Genomic DNA, 22,747 nt, shown 5'->3' with positions numbered 1-22,747 from the left:
TCAGCGCGTCCCGCTGTTGAGATCTCCGAGAGCCACGAACCGGGCTGCGGCATCCTCGTCGGTGCCGTGATAGGTGTCGGCAGACGTGCGCAGCAGCCCGGCGAATTCCTGATAGCGGCCCTTCACCACACCCATCGCTTTGGATCGGACCGCCTCGACCCTGTCGAGCTGGACCGCGGTCGCCGATCCCGCCAGATCCGAGCCCAAGGTACCCAGTAGCCCTGAGGGAGCAAACAGACCGCCGAAAGTGGGTAGCTTCCCCACCGCGTCTGCGAACCCGTCGATCGTCGTCGCGGCTTCCCGCAACTCCTGTGCCGACACCTCCATGCCGCCCCCTCGTCATATTGAGTTCACCCGCAACGCTTTTCACGCATGAGCAAGATCAATCGAGCTGGAACATTACCAGGAAGCGATCACCCAGAGCCTCTGTCTGGTCTGGCCGAGTGTCAATTCCCTACCGGGCAGTGGGCTCGTGGTGTCGGACCAGTTGCACCGCCGCCGATCCTGCGGAGCCGCTGAGGCTTTCGGTGGCCTGATCATGCCGCGTGGTCTCGGATGAACTTCACCGACCGCGGAAGGTTGGCTCCGCCACCGTGCCGGCTCGCGACCCGCAAGACGCGGTCGAAGATGCCGACAGGGCGCGGTCTCGCCCCGCCGGCGACTCAGCGGCCCTTGATCGCCTCGCGTGCGAGATTTCCGAGCGGGCCGGCAATGCGCGCGAAATCGTTGACTACCTTCCAGTCTTCCTTGCTCGCATTCGCGGGTGAGTTTTTCACGCGAGCGATTGCGTTGCGGACGTCTTGCTCGGATTGGGCCACTTCATTCTCTCCTTTTCGCAGTCCATTTCGATGAGTCTCGACGTATCGGTCAGAGCCCGCGCCTACGGTAGGGTCGGGCATCGACCGGGATTCCGATGCAAAGCTCATATGTCCTCGATGAACCGCACGCCTCGGCGCTTGGCCTCGATATGCCTTTCGTGAGTGCACGGCTCCGGGTTCGCCATGGAAGGCACCGCCAGCAACAGTGGCCAAATGAACGCACGGGGCATGATCGAGATTGCGATGTTGAAAGGATTCGCGTCCACGAACATGCGAACCCGAAGGCCATGTCGCTTCTGGTAGTTGTTATTGGCAACAACGACTCCTACCAGCAGATACGTGACCATGAAGATGAATACGGCAAACATTCCTTCACCGTCCTCGCGTGATGAGTTTTATCGAGTCCCACAGAGTCGCGCCGACCGATCTGCGACCCGCAGGTCCCTGAAACAGGGCGACGGATGCTGCCGCCTCGATTGCGCACATGCGCCCATGGTCGCTGTTGCGCTGGGCCGATGTCTGTCGGGTGTTGACCCGACAGACATCGGTTTGACGCCGGCGCAACGTGATCGGGGGAGCTCACCGCCGCCGCGCGCGAACCTGAACCCAGATCTGGTCGTCGGTGTCGAGCACCATGAGATCGCTGATCTTGCCGAGAGCGTCGAGCTGTCGGCGTGCTTTGGCGGGCTGGTCGCCGACGATGCTCACTATGACATCGAATTCGTTCGCCGAGACCACCAGTCGGGCAGTGGACGTGCTGGTGGACAAGACAATTCGGGGGCAGGCCACGAGATGGTGATCGGCGGCGACGTCAGGGAGCCCGGGGGCGACAGCGATATCGACGGTGACGCCCCGGTACTCGGCGGACTCGATATCGGTGTGAAGTTGGCGCAGCACAGGATGGTCGAGGACATCGGCCAGGACGAACAGCCGACGCAACCGGGATGCTTCCACGAGGCACGTAGCCTGCACGGCAGGGTCTTTCGGTGAGACTCTCCGGGCGGCGAAGCCCCGCAAGAGCGGTGTCACCCGCGCCATGATCTCTTCGTTGCGCCGCTGAAATCGGCGGGTCAATGCTAGATGGACGGCTTGTCGACGTGTGAGTTCGGCGTGTTCGTCTGCGAGGGCCTGGGCAGCCGTCGTTGCCCGCCGGATCGAGGTGAGGAATGTGATCGCGAGTGCCTGCATCACCGCGACGCTCGCCACGAGATAGGTGAGCCTGATCAGGTTTTCGCCGGTGGGGCTGTGCAACAGCAGTATGGTCCCCGAGACGAGCCAGGATAGGCCCAGCGTGCCGTAGAGGACCGCCGGGCGAGCACGAACCATCAGCGCGACGACCGTCCACCCGATATCGGCCAGTGCCCAGTTCACGCCACCGAATACATCGCCGGCGGGAAGAATCAGTATCTGGATCGGCGCGATGGCAATCACCACCGCGACAGCGAATCCTGACCACGGGATTCTCCATCGGATATTCAGTCCGGCGACGCACCCGCAGACCAGATGCCCGATGACCAACGCCAGTTGTGTGGGGAGGTGCGGCGGATGGGCAAACGGCATTCGCGCGATCGCGGTGATTGTGAGGGTGATCGAGATGGCGACCAGACCATACCCGTAGCTGGTGCGAAGTCGGACGATCTTTTGGGCTGTGCGCGATGGATCCGTTGCTGGGATCTGGCATGGTGCTGCCGCCGGCCAGGTCAGTGTGACGTTGGTACCAGCGGCCGAGGAGTCGAGGGTTGCATCGCCGCCGATGTCGCGCATGCGCGCGATGATCGACTGCCGGACGCCGTGACGTCCGTGGGCGCCGTCGGAGGATGCGGTGAGCCCAGTCCCGTTGTCGGTGATGGCGAGTCGCCCCGATTCGACGGTGACGGTGACCGCGGTCGCATTGGCGTGGCGTTCCACGTTGGTCAGCGCTTCTCGTGTCGCCGCAGTCAGCGCGTGGGCCGTGCGGTGGTCGACGAGTACCGGTGCACCGAGAAGGGATACGGGTAGTGCTGATTCGGCGCAGATCGGTGCCAGCGCATCGGTGAGTTCGACATCGGTGTGATTGTCGGGCGCGGGACTGCGGGCCAGAGCGGCCAGGTCGCGCTCGGCTTGGCGAGCCAGCCGGTCGGTGTCGGACGCCGCATCGTGACCGACCATCAGCAGGGTCGCGGTGGCGGTGTCGTGCAGGAGCCGGCGTTGCTCGCAGTCATAGCTGTAGAGCTCGTCGGCCACCGCCGCCGCGAGTTGCGCGTCGTGAAGGCGGTCTTCCTCGTCATCGACGGTATGGGCGACTCGAATCATCAAGCGGCGCAAGATAACCGCCAACGCCCACTGAACGGCGAGAAAATAGATCGAGAGCACCGAGAACGGGTGGGCCAGGCCATCGAGGGTGTAGCCGAGCAGGCAAGCGAGACCGGTGGCGATGAGCGTGGCCGCACCGGCGGCTCCGATGATGCCGATCCCCGTTGATACCGCGGATTGTCCGGCGACGATCTGCGCGGCATTCGGGGTGTTCGGGTCCGACAGTTCGGAACTGGCGACGACGAACGGGGTGCACACCAGGTAGGCGAGGACCGCGATGACGTCAGCGAGAACCCAGGCCGATCCGCGGCGCCGGGTCCAGAGCCGAAACGCTGACCAACTCCCGAAACCGGTGTTGAGCAGCAATCCCACCGGAGTGTGCTCCGGCTGCAGCGGGTAGATGACCGCAGCCAAGAGAAACGGTAGATGGCGCAGCAGCAGCGCGGACAGCGCGATCTCATCGGTGAGGCGGGTCGTCATCAGCTGCGGTTCGACCGCGCCACCCGCGGAACCGGTCATGGCAATTCGTCGGGACTCACGATTCCGTCCTGGATGGCCCGTGTCACAAGCGCGGCCTTGGTACGTGCGGGCCGGCCGACCGCCGCGTATTTGGCGCGAACGCGGGCGATGTAGGTTTCGACGGCACTCTCGGAAAGGTATAGCTGTTTGGCGACAAGGGATTTCGATCCCGACTGGAACCAGAGCAGAAGAACCTGCTGCTCGCGTGTGGACAGTCGCGGACGCACCGGCATCGACACCGACGACATCGCGTTGGCCATCGTCAAAGTCATATGCAGTTCCGCGCCGGCCGCAGCACGGACCGCTTTCAGAAGTGGTTCGCGTCCCTCGGTTTTCGCCACATAGCTCGCAACCCCTGCCTCCAGGCAGTTGCCGACCAGCCGCGCGTCGGTGTACTGGCTATAGATCACGACTCGATGCCCCCGATCACATAGGTCCGTCACCGAACGCAGGTGGGGCGCGCCGGTGCCGAACTGCAGGTCCAGGATGACCACATCGACCGAGCCCGCGTCATCGGTGAACTCCGCCGGCGATTGATATTCACCGACGACGCGGATGGGTGGATCGGCCACGGCGCACCAACTGGAGATGCCCTCGTGGATTACGTCATGGTCGTCAATGAGAGCGACCCGGATGATTGAGTTCAACTCTGCTGGCACAGCCTTCCTCCACCGACGGTGCGACAGTATGGCATTGAACATCGCTGTGCTGGCGTAATGGAATATTCGCCGGGCTCGCCTGGCATCGCGACCGACGATGGCGCCCATTGGTCAGACCCGCGAATCCAGTTTCCCGAACCGGATTCGCTACAGGCCCACATCCACCTGCAGGCCCAGCTGTTCCATGACGCGGTTCGCCGCATCCCGGACCGGACCACGCTGGGTCGCGACCTTGCCGTCCGCCGAGATGATGGTATTGAGCCAGATCGACGCGCCCCGACGCCAATCGATCTCCGTGGCGAGGCGCTTGTACTGTTCCAGCCGCCAGTCGAGATCCGGGCTCTTGCGGATCTCGTAGGCGACCCGGCCGATAACGACGAGTCCGGTCGCGGTCAGGTTGATGTACTTCTGCCGGAAGTCTGCGACCTGGTTTGCGGGTCCGCCGCTGGTGGGCAGCTCACAGATCTCGCGCCAAGGATCCATGTGCTCGGAGAGAATATCGACGAGAGTTACTGCGTCCGCGACAAATTCGTCGCGTGCCGTCTTGTCATTGATCAGCTGTGCGCTCTGCTTGGCGACCGACTCCTCACTGAGGGCGTAGTCGCTGAACAGCAGTTCCTTGACGAACTGGCGAACCTGGTTGAGCAGGAACACCGCCTGCGAGGCCTTGGGCAGCTTGCTGGAGGTGGCGTCGACCCGGCCGCGGAACAGCCGGGTCCGGTCGACGAGATCAGCGAGGACGCCGTTGATGGGTTCGCGGGTGTTGTACACCGCGAGCAGGCTCGCCGGAATCTGCTTGGTCTGTGCGGCATCCGCGAAATCCTGATGAATCCGCTTGAGATCGTCCTCGACGACGATGAGCACCGCGAGACTGTCGTCCTCGAAACCGATCTCCAGGTCGAGCAGACCGGGGATAGCGCTGCGGCCGGTGCCGTGCCCCTTGATCGCGGTGATGCGGTGCTGGCCGTCGGTGACATAGAACCGCACGCTGTCGCCGACGACCATGAAACCGAGGCGATTCTTGAAGTTGCCCCGGGGTACGTGCAGTGCCGGCAGCTGGCGGGCGTTCAAGGTGACCGGCGGGAGGATGTAGTTGCCCCGGTTCTCGCGGACGTAGTGGTTGATGCTCTTGACGTGGTCGGTCATCAGCGGGCGGTTCGTCGTATTCGCGGGATCACCACCCTTGTCGGCGGATTCGGCGACCACCTGACGGGTGAGGAACGAATACGGGAAGGAGGTCGAGATCATTGTCCGAGCGCCCTGCTGGAAGACGGTGCACGGGAAGACGCGAGCGCCGGCCGCGGCGGCATCGGCAGATGCGGCCGCCAGTGCGTGATCGAGGCCATCGTGCTCCATCAGTCCCATAGGGTTGCCGGTCATCGAGAGTCCTTTCGTTCGGGAGTAATTGGGTGCACCGGTCCGGGCCGGCGTGGGTTGTTCAGTCGGGGTCCGGTTCCAGCCGTTCGCTCGGCAGCACGCCGACGATCAGGTCTCCGGTTGAATTGCGGTAGCGGACTATTGCGAACCATCGACGGTCCGGCGTCTCGCGCCAGCGCACGATGCTCCCGTACCGCATGCCCTCGTGGGTAGCGATCGTGCAGTCCCGTAGCAAGGATTCGTCGGTCCGACTGCGGTCGCACGCGGGGCAGGCGAGCGGTGTTGCGCGAGAACATACTTTCTTGTACTGGCGAGGTTCGATGGCTGGGCTGCCGCCGCAACGGTGAGCCAGGGCGCGGTCGACTGCGAGAACATCGCAGTCCCGAGCGGAATGGTGTACAGCGACGGCGGGAGAGCCCGGGGCTACCAGTACCCACACCACCTCGTCGGGAGAGATCGGATTGGCTTGTGTGGGCCGGTAGTTTCCGGGGTCGCGTCTCGAATAGCCCCACCGTCCCGACACATACGGGCCCCAATCCTCGGGAGGTCTCCAACCCGGACCTGATACGTCTGCCCAATGATCCATCGGGTGCGCCTCACATGAAATGTCAAGGTGTGCAAGAGTTGCTGGCAGACTGAATGAATCTGCCTGCGTTGCAGCACGTTCTGAACAGCTCTATCGATGGTCGTGAGCCGAATTCGCCAGTGCCTCGGATGAGTGATTTCGCTGCGGCTTTGCCGCTACCGCAGCGACACCGTCGCGCCGCCAGAGAACATCGAGTCGTGCAGGACGATGTGGTCCGGGGTGGAGTCGGCGGGGAGGTCGTAGACCACCTGGGCCGTAATGGAATTGCCCGGGTTGAGGTTGGCGTAGAGGCTGGTGTCGGACTGGAGGTTCATCGCGGCTGCGGCGTCGTTGGAGAACTTGCGGTTCTGGGCGTCGTAGACGTCCTGGTCGGAGGGGGAGAAGCCGTAGGGAACCTTGCCGATGTTGCGGACGGTGAGGGAGATGATGGTGTAGCTGCCCTGGGCGGTTTTGCGGAGGTAGGGGTTGGTGCCGACTTGCTTGATGCCGGTTTGGATGTCGGTGACGACGAACTCGAACTTGCCGTCGCGGACCGGAGCGTTGAGGCCGGGGGCGGGCGGCTTTTCGGTGGTGGGGGCGGGTGCGCCCGCGGCGGGGGCCGGGGCGTTGCCCGCCGGGGTGGGGGAGGCCGTCGCCGAAGTCGCCAGGGGCTGAGCGGTTTTGGTGCTCTTGCTGCCGAGTGCGCTGCCGACGCCGCAGAGGACGACGATGCCGGCCAAGACCAGCAGAATGATCTTGAGGGCGTTCGACTTCTTGGGCGGAATCGGGACGGGGTACTGGGGCGGGAACTGGCCCTGCGGGTACTGCGGAGGGACGTTGCCCTGGGGGTAGGGCGGCGGTGGGGGCTGGTATGTCATTGGCGTTCCTGGTGTCTCGCTGGTGCGGGTTTGGCGGGACAGGTGGCTGAAGACTGTCCCGTCGAGAAGTCGGATATTGGGCGGCTACTGCGAGGCGAACGAGTCGCCTCGCTACGCAGGGCCGGTTACTCGAGGGTCCAGGCGCAACCCTGGACGGTGATGACGTCGCCGGCCTTGAGGCGCACGTAGGACGCGCCGGAGTAGGCCTGGATATCGGTGGCCTCGGAGTCCTTGGCCCCCTTGTAGGGCAGCCAGGTGATGAAGCAGGCCCCGTAGTCCTGGTCACGGGGACCGGGCGTGGAGTACGTGCCGGGCGCGACATCCTGCCCGACCACCTGCATGCCCTCATGGAGCCGGGTGGCGGGGTCGGCGTTGGCGGTACCGGTGGTGGCGAGGACGGTGCAGGTCGCGGCGATAGCGGTTGCGGCGAGAGTGGCGATGAAGTTGTGGCGCATGGTGTTTCAGTTCCTTCGTGTGATTTCGGGTGACGAGGGTCAGAGCTTGTCCTGCGGGCAGTACGCGCTGATGGCGGCGTCGAGGAAGGTGTAGGGGTACTTCAAGGTGTTGCGGGCCTTCTCGGCGAGCACGATCTGGTTGTGCGCGGAGTTGCCGTAGGCATCGAGCCACTGGCACTGGGACTGTGCGAGGCCGATTGCCGCATCCTGGACGGCACAGGTGTGCTCGTTCTCGTGGGAGGCGCGCAGGAAGCGCAGGTCGGCGGCGCTGCGGGGGCCGCAGCCGGGGCTCGAGGAGCCGTTGGAGGAGCCGCTTGCGGAGCCGGTGTCGGGAGCGGCCAGGGCGGCGGGCGCTGCGGCGGAGAGGGCGACGGCGGTGGCGCTTGCGGCGAGCAAGGTCGAGAGGGTGCGCATGATTCCTTCGTGAAACGGGGTTGATGGGGGATCGCGACGCCCGACGGGCGTGCGGGGTCGCCGCGGCCGGGAGCGCCGGCCCCGGGACGTGAGATCGCGATTCAGCTGCGGCGGAGTCGCCGTACGAGGCGGCGCAGCATGGCGCGCAGCATGTTTCGAGGCTTGGTGGGAGCCGGAGCCGGGTTCCGCTGTGTGGCAGCAGCGTTCGCCTTTGTGGTCGCCTCGGCCTGTCGGCGGGCCGCCTCAGCACGCTTGATCGGTACCGTGCGTGCGGCCACCTCGGCAGGTGATGGCACGGTGCGCGGAGGCAGAGCACCGAGCGCTGGCGCCGCGTTCGGTAGCGGCATTGCTGATTGCGGTGCGCGCGGCTCCGCAGGTGAGGGCGACGCCTCGGCAGGCACGGCAAGCGCCTGCACCACGGTCTCGAGCGGCGTACGCGGCGTGACCTCGGGCGATGCAGTCATCGCGATCTCGGGCCGTTCCGTTGTCACGGACCCAGGCGGTGCGGTTATCGCTGGCATGGGCGTTGCGGCGTGTTCGGGCGCGAGCAGTTCCGCCAGCTGTGCCTCGATAGGCGCGGAAGCGGTCCGCATAGCTACCTCGGCCGGTGTCGGGACGGCGGCACTGTCGGCCGCGATGCTGCTCAGATCCAGTGGCTCCCTGGTGATTTCCGACGCTGGGACATAGTCCGCGAGCGGGAATACCCGGTAGTGCGAAGCCGCGGTCGAGAATGCGACGGCCACGTAGTCCCCGTGCTCCGTGGTCGTCCAGCTGGTGAGGTGCCAGCCGTCGCACGCGGTGCAGCGGTAGGAGTTCTTTTCCCGCCGTGCCGGATTGGTGCGGTCCAAGGTTGCCAGGGCGAGATCGGCCTCGCGCTGGGTGGCGTAGCGGATCTTGCCGCAGTCGGCGCAGCGGGGGATCGCGGTGTAGTCGGGCTGAACGTTGTGAGTGCCGGCAACTCGGAGGGATAGCTCGCGGCCGTGGGTCCGGGTCACTCGGCGGTGAGAGCGGTTGCGGAGATGGCGTTGCCGAGTCATGTCTTCCTCCCCGATCGGCGAGCGGTGGTTTCACCGAGCTCGATGTCTGTGCGATGCAAAACACTAAAATGACGTGAAAGCATTGTCAACCAGAATCCCAAGATTGATTTTTGCTCATCGGTCGACCAGGGTGGAGGAAGGTACACGAGAGGAGGGGCATGCCGAAGCCCGTGTCAACAGTCAGTGCTGCGGAGATCTCCCGGCTGGCGGGCGTCACCCGCGCCACCGTCAGCAACTGGCGTCGACGGCACGCCGACTTTCCAAAGTCCATCGCGGGCACTGAGGCTCGTCCGGAGTTCGACCTGCACGAGGTCCAGCAATGGCTGGCCGACCATCGGCTCGGCTCCGAAACGTCGGCGGTGAACGAGCTGCGCGCGTTTGCCCGCGCACGCACCACACCCGACGCGGCCATGCGTGTGCTGGAAGCACTGAGTCCTACCGGGGCAGGCTGGGCAGCCCCCGATCTCACGGAGGACTTCGCTGACGAGGCGGTGGATGTCTTCGAGCGCGCGGCGGACACGGAAGGCGCCCGAACGGCCATCGACATCCTGGGAGAGCGAGCGCTCGAGGACACCACGGCGACCGGCCTGTATGTAACCCCGCCGCGGGTGGCGGAATTGCTGGCAGCACTGGCGAATTCCCCAGGAGCGGGTGCCGCGCACGTCGTACTGGATCCGGCTTGCGGCAGTGGCTCGGTACTGCTCGCGGCCGCCCAGGCGGGTGCGAGTGAGCTGTACGGGCAGGACACCCTGCCGGTGCAGGTGCAGCGCACCCGGCTGCTACTGGAGGCAGAAGCCAGCGCGCGGCCGGTAGTGCGAGCGGGCGACAGCCTCACCGCCGACGCCTTTCCCGACCTGCGCGCCGATGCCGTGTTGTGCAATCCGCCGTACGGTCAACGTGACTGGGGATCAGCGGAGCTGGCCTTCGACCCGCGATGGGATTATGGTCTGCCCCCTCGGGCGGAGTCGGAGCTCGCCTGGGTTCAGCATGCGCTCGCGCACCTACGTCCGGACGGGACCGCCGTCCTATTGCTCCCGCCCGCTGTGGCGACGCGTGGATCCGGCCGCAAGATCCGTGCCAACCTGGTGCGCACCGGCGCCTTGCGCGCCGTGATCGGCCTGGCTCCGGGTGCCGCCCAGCCTTGGCATGTGGGCCTGCAGATCTGGATCCTGCGTCGCCCGCAACCGGGGGCGCCGGTGCCGGATTCGGTGTTGTTCGTCGACACCACCGGCCTTCCCTCGAGCACGGATGGTGAGGACCGTGCGCTCGGCGACGCAGTGCTCAGGGCCTGGCGAGCCTTCGACGGCCCGAGGCCAGAGGATGCGACCGAATCGGGTTTGGCTGTGCCGGTCCGACTGGTGGATGTGCTGACCGAAGAGGTCGACCTCACGCCCGCCAGATATATGAGATCCTCGCTGGACGCGGACACCGTCTCCGATGAGGTCGAGGAGGCGATTCGCCGACTCGATAGCACGGCGTCGGAATTGTCCTCGGTTACAGGCGACTTGGGTGGATGGTCGGCCTCGCCAGGCAAGTCGTGGCGCTATATGACCATTGCCGACCTGTCGAATCACGGTCAGCTGGAATGGATTCGGTCCGAGCCGCCGAGCGCGGAACCTGCAGTGCCGGACGATCAGCGCCGTATTCTCACTGCTCCGGACATCGCAACCGGCGTCCCAGCCTCGGGTGCCGCAGCGTCCTCCGCACCGGCGACCAACATTGATGTCGAAATCGGCGACGTCCTGATTCCAACCGTGCGGAGCGACCGCACCGGCGGGCGCAGCGCCCGGGTGGCAACCGCGGAGGATGCTGGGTCGATCCGCGGCCCGCACATCCACACCTTGCGAGTTGATCCGGACCGGCTCGATCCCTGGTTCCTCGCCGGATTCCTGACCGGCGCCGAGAATGTCTCGGCGACACGGACATCCACCGTTCGTTTCGATCCGTCCCGGCTGCGCATCCCGGTGCTGGGACTGGCCGAGCAGCAACGCTACGGCGAGATGTTCCGGCTACTGTTCCTGCTGCGCACCGCCGCGCGGCGTGCTGCCTACGCTGCTGAGAACGTCGCGGAACTCGTGACCACGGGACTCACCGCCGGCGCGCTGGTTCCCGAAGACAGCGAAGACCGACAATAAGTGCCATTTGTCGTGCGCACCGGGTCGTCCGGGCTATCGCGCTGCTAGGGTTGCTCCCGGTCGGAGAGTTGATGTGGGTGGTGGGAGAGCAGGGGTCATGATGCGTGATGCCGTGGGGCAGCAGCACGGCGTTGTCGACCGGGGCGAAGCCGAGGACGCACCCGAGATAGCCCGCCGCCCGCACCCGTTCGACGAATACGCCACATGCTGCTCGGCGCTACTCGCGCAAGCAGAGTGGAAGCCACCGGCTTTGGAGCCCGACCCCTGTTCGCACCCGTCGATCCCCCTCGAGGATCTCGTCGAAGCGGGCGCGATCATTGTCCGCGAGGCCCCACCGACCGTCGGCGCCACCGGTGGTGACACTCCGATGTTGTCCGCCAAGGATGTTCGTCTCGGTCGCGCGCCATCCCGCTGTGGCGATGCCACCGCGCCGGGAGCGATCATCATCCGCGCCGGTGACGTCGCGGTGGCGATCAGCACCGAGCCAGCGGTCCGGGTCTGCGCCGATGACGGTGTGCTGCTCGGGCCGGGCATCCGCCTTGTGCGCGCCGACGCCGGCGTCATCGATCCGCGTTTCCTGGCCGGGATCCTGCGCGCGGCAGTCGAAGCGGCCGACGGGAACCACATCGACATCTACGAAGTCGCCCTTCCGCGCATCCCGCTGGCCGAGCAACATCGATACGGCAAGGCATTCGAGCAGTTGACCGCTCTCGAGTCCGCCTTGCAGAGGCAGCGGGCGAATATCGGACAATTGCTGCGAACCGGATTCGGTGGGCTGGCTCAGGGCAAGCTTCGTCCCGTAGTCGGCGACAAGTAGGTTGGCGTGTCGGCTTGTCAGGAGTCACGGTGGTAGGAACAGTACAACCGCAGGTTGTGGGCGGCCGGTACGAGCTGCTCGACGAGATCGGCGCGGGTGGCATGGGGCAGGTCTACGAGGGGTTCGACCGGCACCTCAAGCGACGCATCGCGGTGAAGTTCACCCACCCGAGCCTCGACCACGATCCTGACTGGGACAAGCGCTTTTTCCGCGAAGCGGAGCTGATGGCCAGGTTCAATCACCCAGGGCTACCCGTGATTCACGATGCCGGGACCGGCTCGCCGACCCAGGGGGGGACCGAACGTCCCTATCTCGTCATGGAATTCATCGAGGGCAAGACCCTCGACAAGCTGCTGGCCGAACGTGGACCACAACCGGTCGGAGTCGTCGCCAACCTGGGTGGGCAGGCTGCGGCGGTGCTCGCGGCGGCACACCGCAACCGCATCTTTCACCGGGACCTGAAGCCGTCCAACCTGATGCTGTGCGCCGACGGCACAGTGAAGGTGCTGGATTTCGGTCTCGCGGTCGCACCCGACTCGGATATGACCCGCTACACCATGACCGGTCATACCCTCGGTACCCCGGCGTTCATGGCTCCCGAGCAGGTCGAGGGCGGTGAGGTGGTGCCACAGACCGACCTCTACGCACTGGGACTCGTCCTTCACGAGCTACTCACCGGCGACCGGGTTATGACGGGCAGTTCGCCGTATGCGGTGTGGCAGAACCAGGTTCAACTGCAACCGCTCGATATCCGGCACGAGCGCCCCGAAGTACCGGTCGAGATGGCCCGGCTGATCATGAGCATGCTGGCCAAGTCGCCGGACCGGCGGCCCGACGACGCCGCGTCGGTGCACGCGGTGCTGGTGCGGTACGCGACCGATCTCGGTGAGCTACCCGAGGTCAACGACAATCACAGCCCCGCACGAATGTACGCACTCGCCGTCGGCTCGATGGTTTCCGCGCGCACGGCCATGACCCTCGTCGCTCCCACGCACCAGCTGCCCAAACCCGAGGCGCCCCAGCCCCTCATCGCCCCGGTCGGCGATTTCAGCCGGGCCGACCTGCAGCGGGCCGTGCGCCGGGCACGCGATTTCGCCGACGAATCCCGCTACGACCCGGCGATCCACGAGTTGCAGACCGTGATGGAAGCGGCTGTCCCGCTGCTGGGTTCGCGCGACGCGGATGTGGTCGAGGCCCGGGTGAAACTGGCCGATCTGCGTTTCGAGAGCGGCGACTACTCGTCGGCCGCCGACATGTACCGCGCGCTGATCGACGATCTGACCGCCGAGCGCGGCCCCTATGACGACCAGGTCATGTACTGCCAACGGCAGCTCGCCACCTGTCATGTGCAGCTCGGCGACACCCGCAATGCCCTGACCCGATTGAAGCGGCTGCACAGCCAAATGGCGGTCCGTTACGGCGAACAGGATCGTCGGGTGATCGAGCTCGCCGGGCAGATAAGCGACATAAAGCCGTAGCGCAGTGAATTCGGTAGTTCCGGACCGAGCGGACATGCCGAGTAGCGGATGCGCGGCGACCGTCGATAGCTTGCCGTGGCCGCGATTTCAGGGAAGTTGATGGAGGAGTAGGTGCCGAGTATGGGAGCGGACCGGACGCCCGTCATGAACGATCTCGCCGATCGCGGCGCGCGATTGTTCGAATATCTGGCGAAAGCCCAGACGCTGCGCATGTCCCGCATTCAGGACATTGCCGCGTATCAGCGGGACGGCGAGGTCATCTGGGTTGCCGACCTGCCCGAACATCCGGCCGTCAGCTATCAGCAGGCCGATCCGGGCAAGCCGTTTCTCATGGTGCAGAAGGTGACGATCGGTTCCGCGCCGGAACCGGATTCGCAACTGGGCCGCTGGCTCGACAAAGCATGGGACAACCCGGAACGTGAGCCGGGATTGCGCCTCACCCGGAATGGTGAAGCGGGCGAGGTGCTTCGGCTCGATGACCATCCGGAGATTCGCAAGGCATTCGGAGAATGGTTGCCGCGCTGGCAGGAATGGGCGCGGGAGGCGCTGCCGAAAGTGGCTGTGCGGCGTCTCTATCAGACCATGTACGAGATGTACACCCGCTACGGCGGGGCCACCGAAACCCTCGAAGCCGTTCTCGCCCTGGGCTTTCTGACGTGGCGTAACAGCGAGGTCGGTCTCGTGCGCCGCCATGTGCTCACCATGCCGGTGGTACTGGGGTTCGATTCCGACTACGGTGCGATCTCGGCGTCGATCGATCCGGGCGTCACGGGATACACCGCAGAGTTGCAGGAGATTCTCGACCCGTCGCAGATGTCGGCCGCGGGCGATCTGCAGCGTGCCGAGACCGAGGCGCGGGACGGTCAGATCGACCCCTTCGATCGGGAGAACGTCGGCGCGCTGGTGCGCATGTTCATCAACTGCATCAACCCGGACGCGGTGTACGCCGATGACATTCGACCTGGAGATCCAGTGGCGCATCCGACGGCCGGTTATGCACCGGCCGTCATCCTCCGCAAACGTGGCAATCGGGGCATGGTGACCGCACTGCGCACCATCGCGGAGACTATTCGCGCCACCGGTGAACTGCCCTCGGGCATCCACAATCTGGTCGACCCGAACTTCGAGCCCGTGCCGGCGCCCACCGCGGGCGATGGTGCGATCGTCCGCGACGGCTCGGATCAGTTTCTGCCCTTGCAGCTCAACGATGTTCAGCTGCGGATCCTCGAGCATGTGGACAAGCACGCGCACACACTGGTGCAGGGTCCGCCGGGAACCGGTAAGACCCACACCGCGGCGGCCCTCATCACGCACCTGCTCGCACAGGGCAAGCGGGTCCTGATCACCGCGCACACCGACCGCGCGCTGCACGAGGTGCGCGCCAAACTGCCCGAGCAGATCAAACCGCTGTCCGTCGCGGTGGTCGGCGACTCGCGGCGCGAACTCGAGGACCTCAAGGCCTCGGTCAATCGCATCTCACACGCCGCCGACGAGCATGATCCGGCGGCTGGTGCGGCCGCGGTCGCTGCCAACGACCAGGCGATCGCGCTGGCACGGGAGCAGCGGGCGGCAATCCAGCAGGAACTGCTGACGCTGCGTGAGCGCGATGTCACCACGCACTCGGTCGGGGGCTATACGGGAACCATCGCCGATATCGCACTGCGTTGGCGCGAGGCACGATCGGAGTTCGGCTGGCTTTCCGAGCTGGTAGTCGACGAGGTCGAGCAGGATTGCCCGATTGCCGGCGAGCTCGTCACCGAATGGCGAACGTTGTTGCTGGACAACAGTCTCGACGATCCGGAAGTCGCCGCACCCGACATCGTCGCAGCCACGGCGCTGCCGCCGGCGGATCTGTTCGGCCAATGGTGTGCGGCCGAACAGCAAGCGGCGCAATACCGCCACGGCTACGCGCACTACGACGCCGACCCGGCCGCCGCGCGGATCGCCGGGCTGTCCGGCGACGAACGCCGCCGGGTGTGCGCACTGCTCGACGAGCTCACCGACCGGTTACGGCACCTGAGCCACCGGACCGAACCCTGGACCGCCACCGCCCTCGCCGATATACACAGCGGACGTGACTTCGAATGGCGTTCCCGAGCCGCGGCCGTCGCGGATCTGCTCACGCAGGCCGACGCGGTGGTGGCCGCGCTCGGCTACGCGACCGTCCAGGTGACCGTCGATGACCCGGCGACGCTGCTCGGCCTTGCCGAAAACCTGAAGTCGCACATCGAAACCCATGGCGCACTGAAACTCCATCCAGACGGCCGCCCGAAGACCGGGCTGACTGCGCCTCGCGTGGTCAAACTCTCCGAGCCGCTGTTCGAACAGGTCCGGATCGACGGTCGCATCCCCGTCACCGTCGAACAGCTCACCCATTTCCTGAACGCACAACTTGGCCGGCGACTCCTCGAGCAGCTCGACCTGGCCTGGCCTGGTGGCGGGCAGGCTACCGCGCCGGGTGTGCTGCGCGACCGCGTCGCCCGGCATCGTGCGGCATTCACGGTGCTGGCACAGGTGCTGGATTACGCTGGCAGGCTCGATCACACCGCGACCTGCCTGCGGGATCTCGCACTGCCCGTACCGGATTGGGCCGACCCGATCGGCGTGCGCGGCGCGCGGGAAGCATTCGACGCGGTGGACGCGCGGGAGGTGCTCGACCGCGCGGTCGTGCCACTCGACGAGCTGACTCGTCGGCTGGACGCGCTGCGCGAGGATCCCCGGGTCACCGTGACCGTGGATCAGCTCGCTGTCGCCGCCCACGACCGGGACACGGCAGCCTACCGTCAGGCCCACGACCGGCTGGCCGAGCTGAATCAATTGCGCCGCAGGCTCGCTCGCAGGCACGAGATCGATGCGGACCTGACCGCCCTGCCACTGCTGCGCGACGCGATCACTGCCGATCCCGTGGACCCGGACTGGGATGCCCGGCTCGCCGGCTTCGAGATGGCCTGGCGCTGGGCCACGGTCGGGCGCTGGTTGACTACCAACAATGTCGGCGGAGTCAACGAATTGTGCCGCAGCCTGGACAATGTCGAGGCCGAGCTACGTGAGCTGGCGGCCGCGCGTGCGGCCACCACCGCGTGGGATCTGGCGGTCGGGCGGCTGACCAATCGCGCCCGGGCGGACCTGCGGCATTACGCGCAACTTGTGAAGAGGCTCGGCCGCGGCACCGGCAAGTACGCCGACCGCGATCGGGCCGATATTCAGCGGGCGCTGGGCAACTGCCGTGCCGCGGTGCCGGTGTGGATCATGCCGATCTACCGTGTGGTCGAACAGTTTTCGGTCACCGCCGACATGTTCGACGTGGTGGTGGTCGATGAGGCCTCACAGGCCGGGGCGGAGGCGGTGTTCCTGCAATACCTCGCCCCGCGCATCGTCGTGATCGGCGATGACAAGCAGGTGTCGCCCTCGGCGGTCGGCGTCGACGCGGGCGAGCTGGAACGGCTGGCCAAGCAGTACCTCTACGACGACACTTACATATCCTCGTGGCACAACCCCAAGCACAGCTTGTTCGACGACGCCTCCATGCGATACCCGACGAAGCTCACCTTGATCGAGCACCGCCGCTGTGTGCCCGAGATCATCGGATTCTCGAACAAGATCGCCTACGAGGATGAGGGTGTGCCGCTCTTGCCGGTGCGCCGCTACGGTAGCGATCGGCTCGACCCGATTCGCACCGTGCACGTGGCCGACGGCCATGAGGTGTCCAGCCAGGTCAATCCGGCCGAGGCCGATCGGATCGTCGAGCAGATCGAGAACTGCCTCGCCGATGCGCGCTACGACGGCAAATCCTTCGGCGTCATCTCGCTGCTGGGTACCTCGCAGGCCAAGCACATTACGCAGAAACTCGTGGCGCGCATCGGCCCGGAGGAGATGCAGCGACGCGAGCTGCACTGCGGCGACGCGGCCGACTTCCAGGGTGCGGAACGCGACGTGATCTTTCTGTCGCTGGTGGCCGCGCCCGGCCCGGACCGGCGGCTGGCGGCGCAGACCACCGACAGCGCCGCGCAGCGCTACAACGTCGCTGTGTCGCGTGCCCGTGACCAGCTGTGGCTGTACCACTCTGTGACTGCAGAGCATTTGCACAACAGCGCAGACCTCCGGCTGCGGCTGCTCGAATACTGCCAGGGCATCGAAGCCCGCACCCACGTGGACGCCGAACCGCCGCAACGGTTTTCCGACGATTACCTCGTCGAGCCGTTCGAGTATCTGTTCGAGCAGCAGGTCTACAACCGCATCGTCGACCGCGGTTACCGAGTCACCCCGCACCACACCGAAACCGGCTACGACATCGATATGGTCGTCACCGGCGGAGGCGGCCAGCTCGCCGTGCATTGCGACGGCGATCATTGGAACGGTCCCGACCAGTATCGGGAGGATCTTGCCAGGCAACGCGATCTGGAACGGTGCGGCTGGCCGTTTCATCGAATCCGCTTGGCGGACTTCATCGTCGACCCGGATGCCTGTTTGGAAGAGCTCTGGTTGCTGCTGGAAGACCAGGGGATCTATCCGATAGGCGAGGAGGAACAGCGTCGCCTGGCCAAATTGCTGGCCGCCGCCGGTCCGGAGCCGGTCGAACCGGCAAGTCCCGAACTGCGAGAACGAGTGTCGCTGGTACCGGTCGAATCAGTGTGGACGACGGAGGAACTTGTCGATTCACGTCTGACGGTGTGGTTGGGAAGTAAGGAGGAGGCCGACCAGTCGGTGGGCGATGATCCGGCTCCTTCCGGACTCCATCGTGAGGCATCCACCGGGTATGCAGAACCTCCGAGGACTGGCGAGCTGGACGCGTTCGCTGGCGATTGGACAGTGCCAGAGGCGAGTTCGCTATCGGCCAACCGGCCAGGGGATTGGGGAGACGACGCAGATTCGATCCCCTCCTCGGTAGAAGCACCGGCTACCGGGACGGTGGGAGGCGGTACTGCCGAGGCAGCGCTTCAGATGAGTGAGACCGCCGAGCCGGTAAGTGAATCCGCGGCATCCGCCTCTGCTGGCTCGAGCGGAACCGGCACATATGCGGCAGCCCGTGGTTCGTCGGAGATCGATTCCGCACCGTCGATCGTTGCCGCAGCGCTCGGCAACGTGCCCTTGGCGGCGAATGGCTGGGCCGGTTCGACGGATGAGTTTCCCGAAAGAGCATCGAGAAACGGCGGAGCTGCGGTTCGTAATGGTGAAACCGCGGCGAACGGCCACAACGGTCCGGTTTTGGACGGCAGGATCGACCCGGTTATGGCTGGGCACAACGGATTCGCCGACGACCACGAGCCGGTGGCCGGTCCGGGCGGTCTCGAGTCGACAGCGAACGGTGCAATGCCGGATGGGCGGCGGTTCGTCATCGAATCCTATGTTGCCTTCGCCGAGCAGCTGGAGAGCCCGACCATCGCCGACCATGCCACGATCGTCGGGGACTTCCTGCGCATCGTGGCCGTCGAGGGCCCGGTGACCGCAGCGCGGTTGCGGGCTGCCTACGTGGCCTCGGCGCGGACCCGGGAACGGGACCACGTTCGCAAGAAGCTGGATATCGCGCTGCGCGCGGCGGTCGCCCGGGGAAACCTGGTGGTGGACAACGCGCTCGAGCTGGACGACCCGGCGCTGCTGACCTATCGGCTGCCCGAGCAGCCGGCATCCCGCTGGCGTGGACTGGGTCCCCGCAAGGTCGAGCAGATTCCGCCGCTCGAACTGGCGGAGGTGATGGCTCATCAGGCCGAGCGCCACGGATGGTCCGATCGCGCAACGCTGTTCCGCGCGGTCATCAACGCGGTCGGGCAGACACGATTGACCGACAACACCATTGCCGCGCTCGCATTGGTGGTGCCATTGGCGCGGCGGCTCGGCGCGAACGACTGAATCGAGCTTCTACTAGAGCAAGTCCGCCAGCTCGCGTCCGCGCATGGTGGCCGCGAACCGCAGCAGCTCCGTCCGATTCGGCCCGACCTCGCTCACGGCCCGGGACACCTCGAGGAAGGTGTCGATCGGGTCGTCGGGCGAGGCCGCCCAATTGATGATGGCGCGCATGGTCCGTCGCCAGGTTGCGGTGTCGCCATCCCACGGACGCGACAGGTAATAGAGGGTGTCGGCCTGCCACTCCACGAAGCTGTCGAAGTCTGCCTTCGAGAAGGAGTGGCCCGCATCTTTCCAGTAGCCGGACACGTCGGGCGCGCCCAGAAGCTCGGCCACTCGCTCGCGATATGTGGGCCCGGAAGGCACCGGCCCGGCAGGAGCAGTGGGCTGCGTTGATGGTCCAGACCCTCTGTACGCGTGCGAATCGGACACGACCGGAACCGAATCTGCCGCATCATTCTCGGCGTCGGCCTGGTGTCGCGCTGGGGTGTCGCCGGTAGTGGGTGGACTCACTGCGGAACGACGCGCGGTCGGTTCGGCGGCCCGATCGGCGGACGCGGCATCGGAGATTTCGGCGCCCGATTGGGATTCGAACTCCGCTGCGGGGGCTGTCTTCGCGTTTGTCCGAGTTTCGAACGCCGCCGCAGCGGCACCGGCGGCGTCGGCGGCTGCGGAAGACGAGGCAGCGGAGGTTCCAGCGGCCAGTGCCTCGACCTCGCTGGTCCCGGGAACACCTGTCGTAGCCCCGGTTTCGGTCCGGTGAAGTGGCGGCATGAAGGCAGGTGCACGTGGGTCAGTGGGCGGGGACTTCGGTATTTGTGCTGCGGGTGACTGCGGGGCTTGCCGGTCACTGGAGAGGTACCGCCGCGTCGGCATCTGGGCCATCGCCTCGAGCGGTGTGGGCACGCCGGTGTACACATCGGCTGCGGGTGGGGTCGGCGCCTGTTCCGAGGGAGCACTCGTCGGGTGTTGCGGGCTGCGAGGAACTTCGCGTACCGGTGTGCGAAAGTCGGCAGGGGTCGGATGCGGGATCTGGTGGGGTTCGCCCGGGGCCGTGCCGGATTCGGTAGAAGGCTGGGGTGCGGTTGTAGCCGTGGCCGATTCGAAGGAGTGTCGAGAATCGGTGGCAGCGGCCTGCTGGGCACTCGGGTCGGACAGCCAGGAACGCAGGATCGACGGGAGTCCGGCGGCATCAGTCGTGACGCGTTCCTCGGCAACGGATTCCAGATCACTGAGGAATGCCTCGTGCGCGCCCAGCGCGGGGTCCTCGGGCGTGCCGTAGACGTAGGCCACCACGAAAAGTGCAGCACTGCCAGTAGATTTGGGGCGTACCACCCGGCCCATGCGTTGGATCATCTGCCGTCTGCTGCGACTGGCGGCCAACACCATGCCCAGCTGGGCGTCGGGAATGTCGATGCCCTCATCGAGGACGCGTGGTGCGGCCAGCGCACGGAGTTCCCCACGCCGGAAATCGGCGATGATCCGCTCGCGCTCGGTGGGCTGCAGACCGGACCCGACAAATCCGCACGAAAGGTCCAACTGTTGGAGCGTGGACTGGATATGCCCGGCTGTCGAAGTCCGCTCGGCGAAGAAGATCGATTGGGTAGCACGGAGTTCCGCGATGGGTAGGGCGCTGACCAGATCGAGCTTGCCCTGGCAGTCGGCCAGCACCTCGCGGCGTTCGGCGAAGTACTTCAGGAAGCGCCGCGCCTGGCGGGCCGCCTCACCGGTCTTCTGCTCGGCCAGGCGCTGTGCGAAGGCCATGAATTCACCGAAGGAATCCTCTGGTGCGCCGTACCCGTCGATGAGCACCGATTTGGCCTTACGTGCCGCCTCGTCCGCGCGGTCGTACTTCGCGCGTTCGCGCGGGGTGAAATGGACACCCGCCAGCGCAAGGCGCACAGGTGCGAGAATGCCGTCCGCACGGGCGCGCGCGTAATCGCAGCCGGGTACCAGGCCCCCGAAATAGGGGAGCAGGATCTGCTCCACCGCATTGTCGTTGCGTTCGAGCGTGGCCGTCAGGCCCAGGCGCCATTCATAGTGCTCGGTCAGGGCTTTCGCGTAACTTCCCGCACCGTAACGGTGCACCTCGTCAGCCACCAGCAGCGCGCCGGGCGGCACTTTGAGCGGGGTGCTGGACACCGTCTGTACCGTCGCCACCAGGACATCCCACTGCGCCGGCGGCCGAGCCGGGCCCTTGCCGCCGACCCGGTCGATCCGGTGCCCGGGCAGCGCCGAGCGCAGGCGTTCCAGCCACTGGGTCTGCAGGTCGATACCGGGCACCAGGACCACTGCCTGCCGGCGCTCGTCCAGTGCGGTGGCGGCAGCGTGGATCCCGACCGCGGTCTTGCCCGACCCGGTGACTGCCTCGACGATTCCGCGCCGGTCCCGCCGCGCCCACTCCGCCAGGGCCTCCGACTGCCAGGCGCGTAGGGGCGGCCCGGCATAGCCGGTCCGCGGGGCGGCCGGGGTGGCCTGCTCCGAATCCGGTTGCGGTGTCACCGATCGCGGTGTCTCCGGTTGCGCCCATTGCGTGACCAGTTCGGCGGCTGCCTCACGAACTGCCCAGATCGCGGGCTGCTCAGGACCCAGGATCTCGAAGACATTCGGTTCGCTGTAGAGCAGTTGGGTCACCACGGTGGGAGTGACGTTCGTCAGGCCAAGGCTGACGCTGAGTTGTTGCGCAGACTGGCACGGCGTGCCCAGCAGCGCGACCGCGATCCGGCGCGTCAGGGCTGCTCTCGCAGTGTTCTCGGCGGCGTGCCGCACCGTGATCTCCGCGACCATGTTCACCTTTTCCGTGGCCGGACAACTGTGCGAATACTAGCGTCGGCGAGATCGACCGATACAGTGACCGATTCAGCGAGAAGGCACTCGAGCTGGTGTTTTCCAATCAGCGGTCGTCGGATGCATCCGTATGCGCGGCAGCCTCGGTAGGGTGATCGGCGGACCACTCGAACCATAAGGAAGCTTGGTGTTCTCTCCCGATCAGCTGGTTGTCGTGATACCCCGCGAGGACATCGAAAGCGGGGACCTGGGGCCCGTCCTCGAGGCCCTCAACTCGTGCTTCGTTTCGCCAGAACGCGCCCGAACCGCTATGGGCGCAGTCGAACTGGTCATCGAAGGCTACGAGCACATCCCGACCGAACTGTTCGAGATGGAACCGGTCCGTCATTTCGTGCGACGGCTCGACGGTGAGTTTCCCTACTGGTTGTATTTCCTCGGTCTGGGTGGCCTCTCACTGCGACTGATCTTCGGCTGCTTCCTGCCGCCGTTCCTCGATGAGGCCGAGCGGCGCCAGCAATTCGCGCACCGTCTGGGGGCGGTGATGGAGAACCGGTGGCTGCCCGCCATGAGTGACGTCGCCGCATTCGCCGGGCTCGCTGCGGCCGAGTTGGATGCCCGCACCGCCAGCGTCTTCGACCACTACTTCCGTTCCAGCGCACCGGCAATCGCGACATC

The 22,747-nt window shown here is 66.0% G+C and carries 17 protein-coding genes; 5 read left to right on the top strand and 12 right to left on the bottom strand.

Annotated features, from left to right (window positions below):
* From ACFXN1_RS11040 to ACFXN1_RS10990, 11 genes are all read right to left on the bottom strand, one after another.
* Nucleotides 1–327, bottom strand: coding sequence for a type VII secretion target (locus tag ACFXN1_RS11040; RefSeq protein ID WP_379439849.1), 327 nt, complete (start codon nucleotides 325–327; stop codon nucleotides 1–3).
* A 335-nt stretch (nucleotides 328–662) separates the two neighbouring features.
* A complete protein-coding gene (locus ACFXN1_RS11035; protein ID WP_379439851.1) occupies nucleotides 663–818 on the bottom strand; it encodes a hypothetical protein in 156 nt (51 codons plus the stop codon).
* A gap of 104 nt (nucleotides 819–922) precedes the next feature.
* The gene (locus tag ACFXN1_RS11030; RefSeq protein WP_379439852.1) at nucleotides 923–1,186 is read right to left on the bottom strand and encodes a hypothetical protein; all 264 of its coding nucleotides are present in this window, start codon (nucleotides 1,184–1,186) and stop codon (nucleotides 923–925) included.
* 211 nt (nucleotides 1,187–1,397) lie between these two features.
* Nucleotides 1,398–3,629: a sensor histidine kinase gene (locus ACFXN1_RS11025; protein ID WP_379439853.1), complete on the bottom strand. Its 2,232-nt coding sequence runs from the start codon at nucleotides 3,627–3,629 to the stop codon at nucleotides 1,398–1,400.
* Entirely contained in the window at nucleotides 3,626–4,288 is a 663-nt protein-coding gene (locus tag ACFXN1_RS11020; protein WP_379439855.1) for a response regulator, read from the bottom strand. Before ACFXN1_RS11020 ends, ACFXN1_RS11025 begins: the two co-directional genes overlap by 4 nt.
* A 147-nt stretch (nucleotides 4,289–4,435) precedes the next feature.
* Nucleotides 4,436–5,668 carry a DNA sulfur modification protein DndB gene (locus ACFXN1_RS11015; RefSeq protein WP_379439857.1) on the bottom strand — a complete coding sequence of 411 codons (1,233 nt, stop codon included), beginning with the start codon at nucleotides 5,666–5,668 and terminating at the stop codon, nucleotides 4,436–4,438.
* Between the two features lie 58 nt (nucleotides 5,669–5,726).
* The gene (locus ACFXN1_RS11010) at nucleotides 5,727–5,864 is read right to left on the bottom strand and encodes a hypothetical protein (RefSeq protein ID WP_379439858.1); all 138 of its coding nucleotides are present in this window, start codon (nucleotides 5,862–5,864) and stop codon (nucleotides 5,727–5,729) included.
* A 542-nt stretch (nucleotides 5,865–6,406) separates the two neighbouring features.
* Nucleotides 6,407–7,108, bottom strand: coding sequence for a DUF4352 domain-containing protein (locus ACFXN1_RS11005; RefSeq protein ID WP_379439859.1), 702 nt, complete (start codon nucleotides 7,106–7,108; stop codon nucleotides 6,407–6,409).
* 125 nt (nucleotides 7,109–7,233) lie between these two features.
* Entirely contained in the window at nucleotides 7,234–7,563 is a 330-nt protein-coding gene (locus ACFXN1_RS11000; protein WP_379439861.1) for a hypothetical protein, read from the bottom strand.
* A 39-nt stretch (nucleotides 7,564–7,602) separates the two neighbouring features.
* Nucleotides 7,603–7,977 (bottom strand): DUF732 domain-containing protein, encoded by a 375-nt coding sequence (locus ACFXN1_RS10995; protein WP_379439862.1) that lies wholly within the window; start codon nucleotides 7,975–7,977, stop codon nucleotides 7,603–7,605.
* A 101-nt stretch (nucleotides 7,978–8,078) separates the two neighbouring features.
* Nucleotides 8,079–9,014 carry a hypothetical protein gene (locus ACFXN1_RS10990; RefSeq protein WP_379439864.1) on the bottom strand — a complete coding sequence of 312 codons (936 nt, stop codon included), beginning with the start codon at nucleotides 9,012–9,014 and terminating at the stop codon, nucleotides 8,079–8,081.
* Nucleotides 9,015–9,172: 158 nt separating this feature from the next.
* Between ACFXN1_RS10990 and ACFXN1_RS10985 the strand changes: the two genes are divergently transcribed.
* From ACFXN1_RS10985 to ACFXN1_RS10970, 4 genes are all read left to right on the top strand, one after another.
* Entirely contained in the window at nucleotides 9,173–11,149 is a 1,977-nt protein-coding gene (locus ACFXN1_RS10985) for an N-6 DNA methylase (RefSeq protein ID WP_379439865.1), read from the top strand.
* 97 nt (nucleotides 11,150–11,246) lie between these two features.
* On the top strand, nucleotides 11,247–11,966 hold the full coding sequence (locus ACFXN1_RS10980) for a hypothetical protein (RefSeq protein ID WP_379439867.1): 720 nt from the start codon (nucleotides 11,247–11,249) through the stop codon (nucleotides 11,964–11,966).
* A 29-nt stretch (nucleotides 11,967–11,995) separates the two neighbouring features.
* Nucleotides 11,996–13,444, top strand: a complete 1,449-nt coding sequence (locus tag ACFXN1_RS10975; protein ID WP_379439868.1) for a protein kinase — start codon at nucleotides 11,996–11,998, stop codon at nucleotides 13,442–13,444.
* Nucleotides 13,445–13,564: 120 nt separating this feature from the next.
* The gene (locus ACFXN1_RS10970; protein WP_379439874.1) at nucleotides 13,565–19,291 is read left to right on the top strand and encodes an AAA domain-containing protein; all 5,727 of its coding nucleotides are present in this window, start codon (nucleotides 13,565–13,567) and stop codon (nucleotides 19,289–19,291) included.
* Nucleotides 19,292–19,303: 12 nt separating this feature from the next.
* On the opposite strand, the gene ACFXN1_RS10965 is transcribed toward ACFXN1_RS10970, so the two are convergent.
* Entirely contained in the window at nucleotides 19,304–22,072 is a 2,769-nt protein-coding gene (locus ACFXN1_RS10965; protein ID WP_379439870.1) for a DEAD/DEAH box helicase family protein, read from the bottom strand.
* 187 nt (nucleotides 22,073–22,259) lie between these two features.
* Between ACFXN1_RS10965 and ACFXN1_RS10960 the strand changes: the two genes are divergently transcribed.
* The coding region (locus tag ACFXN1_RS10960) for a hypothetical protein (RefSeq protein ID WP_379463551.1) at nucleotides 22,260–22,747 on the top strand (488 nt) is incomplete at its 3' end.

The sequence above is a fragment of the Nocardia sp. NPDC059154 genome (assembly GCF_042755705.1).
Classification (GTDB): Bacteria; Actinomycetota; Actinomycetes; order Mycobacteriales; family Mycobacteriaceae; genus Nocardia.
Note: the sequence above shows the minus strand (reverse complement) of the source record. Positions and strands in the feature narration are given on the sequence as shown.

What these genes read in the sequence shown, in the direction of transcription:
- ACFXN1_RS11000 (WP_379439861.1), bottom strand. Translation starts at nt 7,563, where the DNA reads ATGCGCCACAACTTCATCGCCACTCTCGCCGCAACCGCTATCGCCGCG.
- ACFXN1_RS10990 (WP_379439864.1), bottom strand. Translation starts at nt 9,014, where the DNA reads ATGACTCGGCAACGCCATCTCCGCAACCGCTCTCACCGCCGAGTGACC.
- ACFXN1_RS11025 (WP_379439853.1), bottom strand. Translation starts at nt 3,629, where the DNA reads ATGACCGGTTCCGCGGGTGGCGCGGTCGAACCGCAGCTGATGACGACC.
- ACFXN1_RS10995 (WP_379439862.1), bottom strand. Translation starts at nt 7,977, where the DNA reads ATGCGCACCCTCTCGACCTTGCTCGCCGCAAGCGCCACCGCCGTCGCC.
- ACFXN1_RS11005 (WP_379439859.1), bottom strand. Translation starts at nt 7,108, where the DNA reads ATGACATACCAGCCCCCACCGCCGCCCTACCCCCAGGGCAACGTCCCT.
- ACFXN1_RS10965 (WP_379439870.1), bottom strand. Translation starts at nt 22,072, where the DNA reads ATGGTCGCGGAGATCACGGTGCGGCACGCCGCCGAGAACACTGCGAGA.
- ACFXN1_RS11015 (WP_379439857.1), bottom strand. Translation starts at nt 5,668, where the DNA reads ATGACCGGCAACCCTATGGGACTGATGGAGCACGATGGCCTCGATCAC.
- ACFXN1_RS10985 (WP_379439865.1), top strand. Translation starts at nt 9,173, where the DNA reads ATGCCGAAGCCCGTGTCAACAGTCAGTGCTGCGGAGATCTCCCGGCTG.
- ACFXN1_RS11040 (WP_379439849.1), bottom strand. Translation starts at nt 327, where the DNA reads ATGGAGGTGTCGGCACAGGAGTTGCGGGAAGCCGCGACGACGATCGAC.
- ACFXN1_RS10980 (WP_379439867.1), top strand. Translation starts at nt 11,247, where the DNA reads ATGATGCGTGATGCCGTGGGGCAGCAGCACGGCGTTGTCGACCGGGGC.
- ACFXN1_RS10970 (WP_379439874.1), top strand. Translation starts at nt 13,565, where the DNA reads ATGGGAGCGGACCGGACGCCCGTCATGAACGATCTCGCCGATCGCGGC.
- ACFXN1_RS11030 (WP_379439852.1), bottom strand. Translation starts at nt 1,186, where the DNA reads ATGTTTGCCGTATTCATCTTCATGGTCACGTATCTGCTGGTAGGAGTC.
- ACFXN1_RS11010 (WP_379439858.1), bottom strand. Translation starts at nt 5,864, where the DNA reads ATGCGGTACGGGAGCATCGTGCGCTGGCGCGAGACGCCGGACCGTCGA.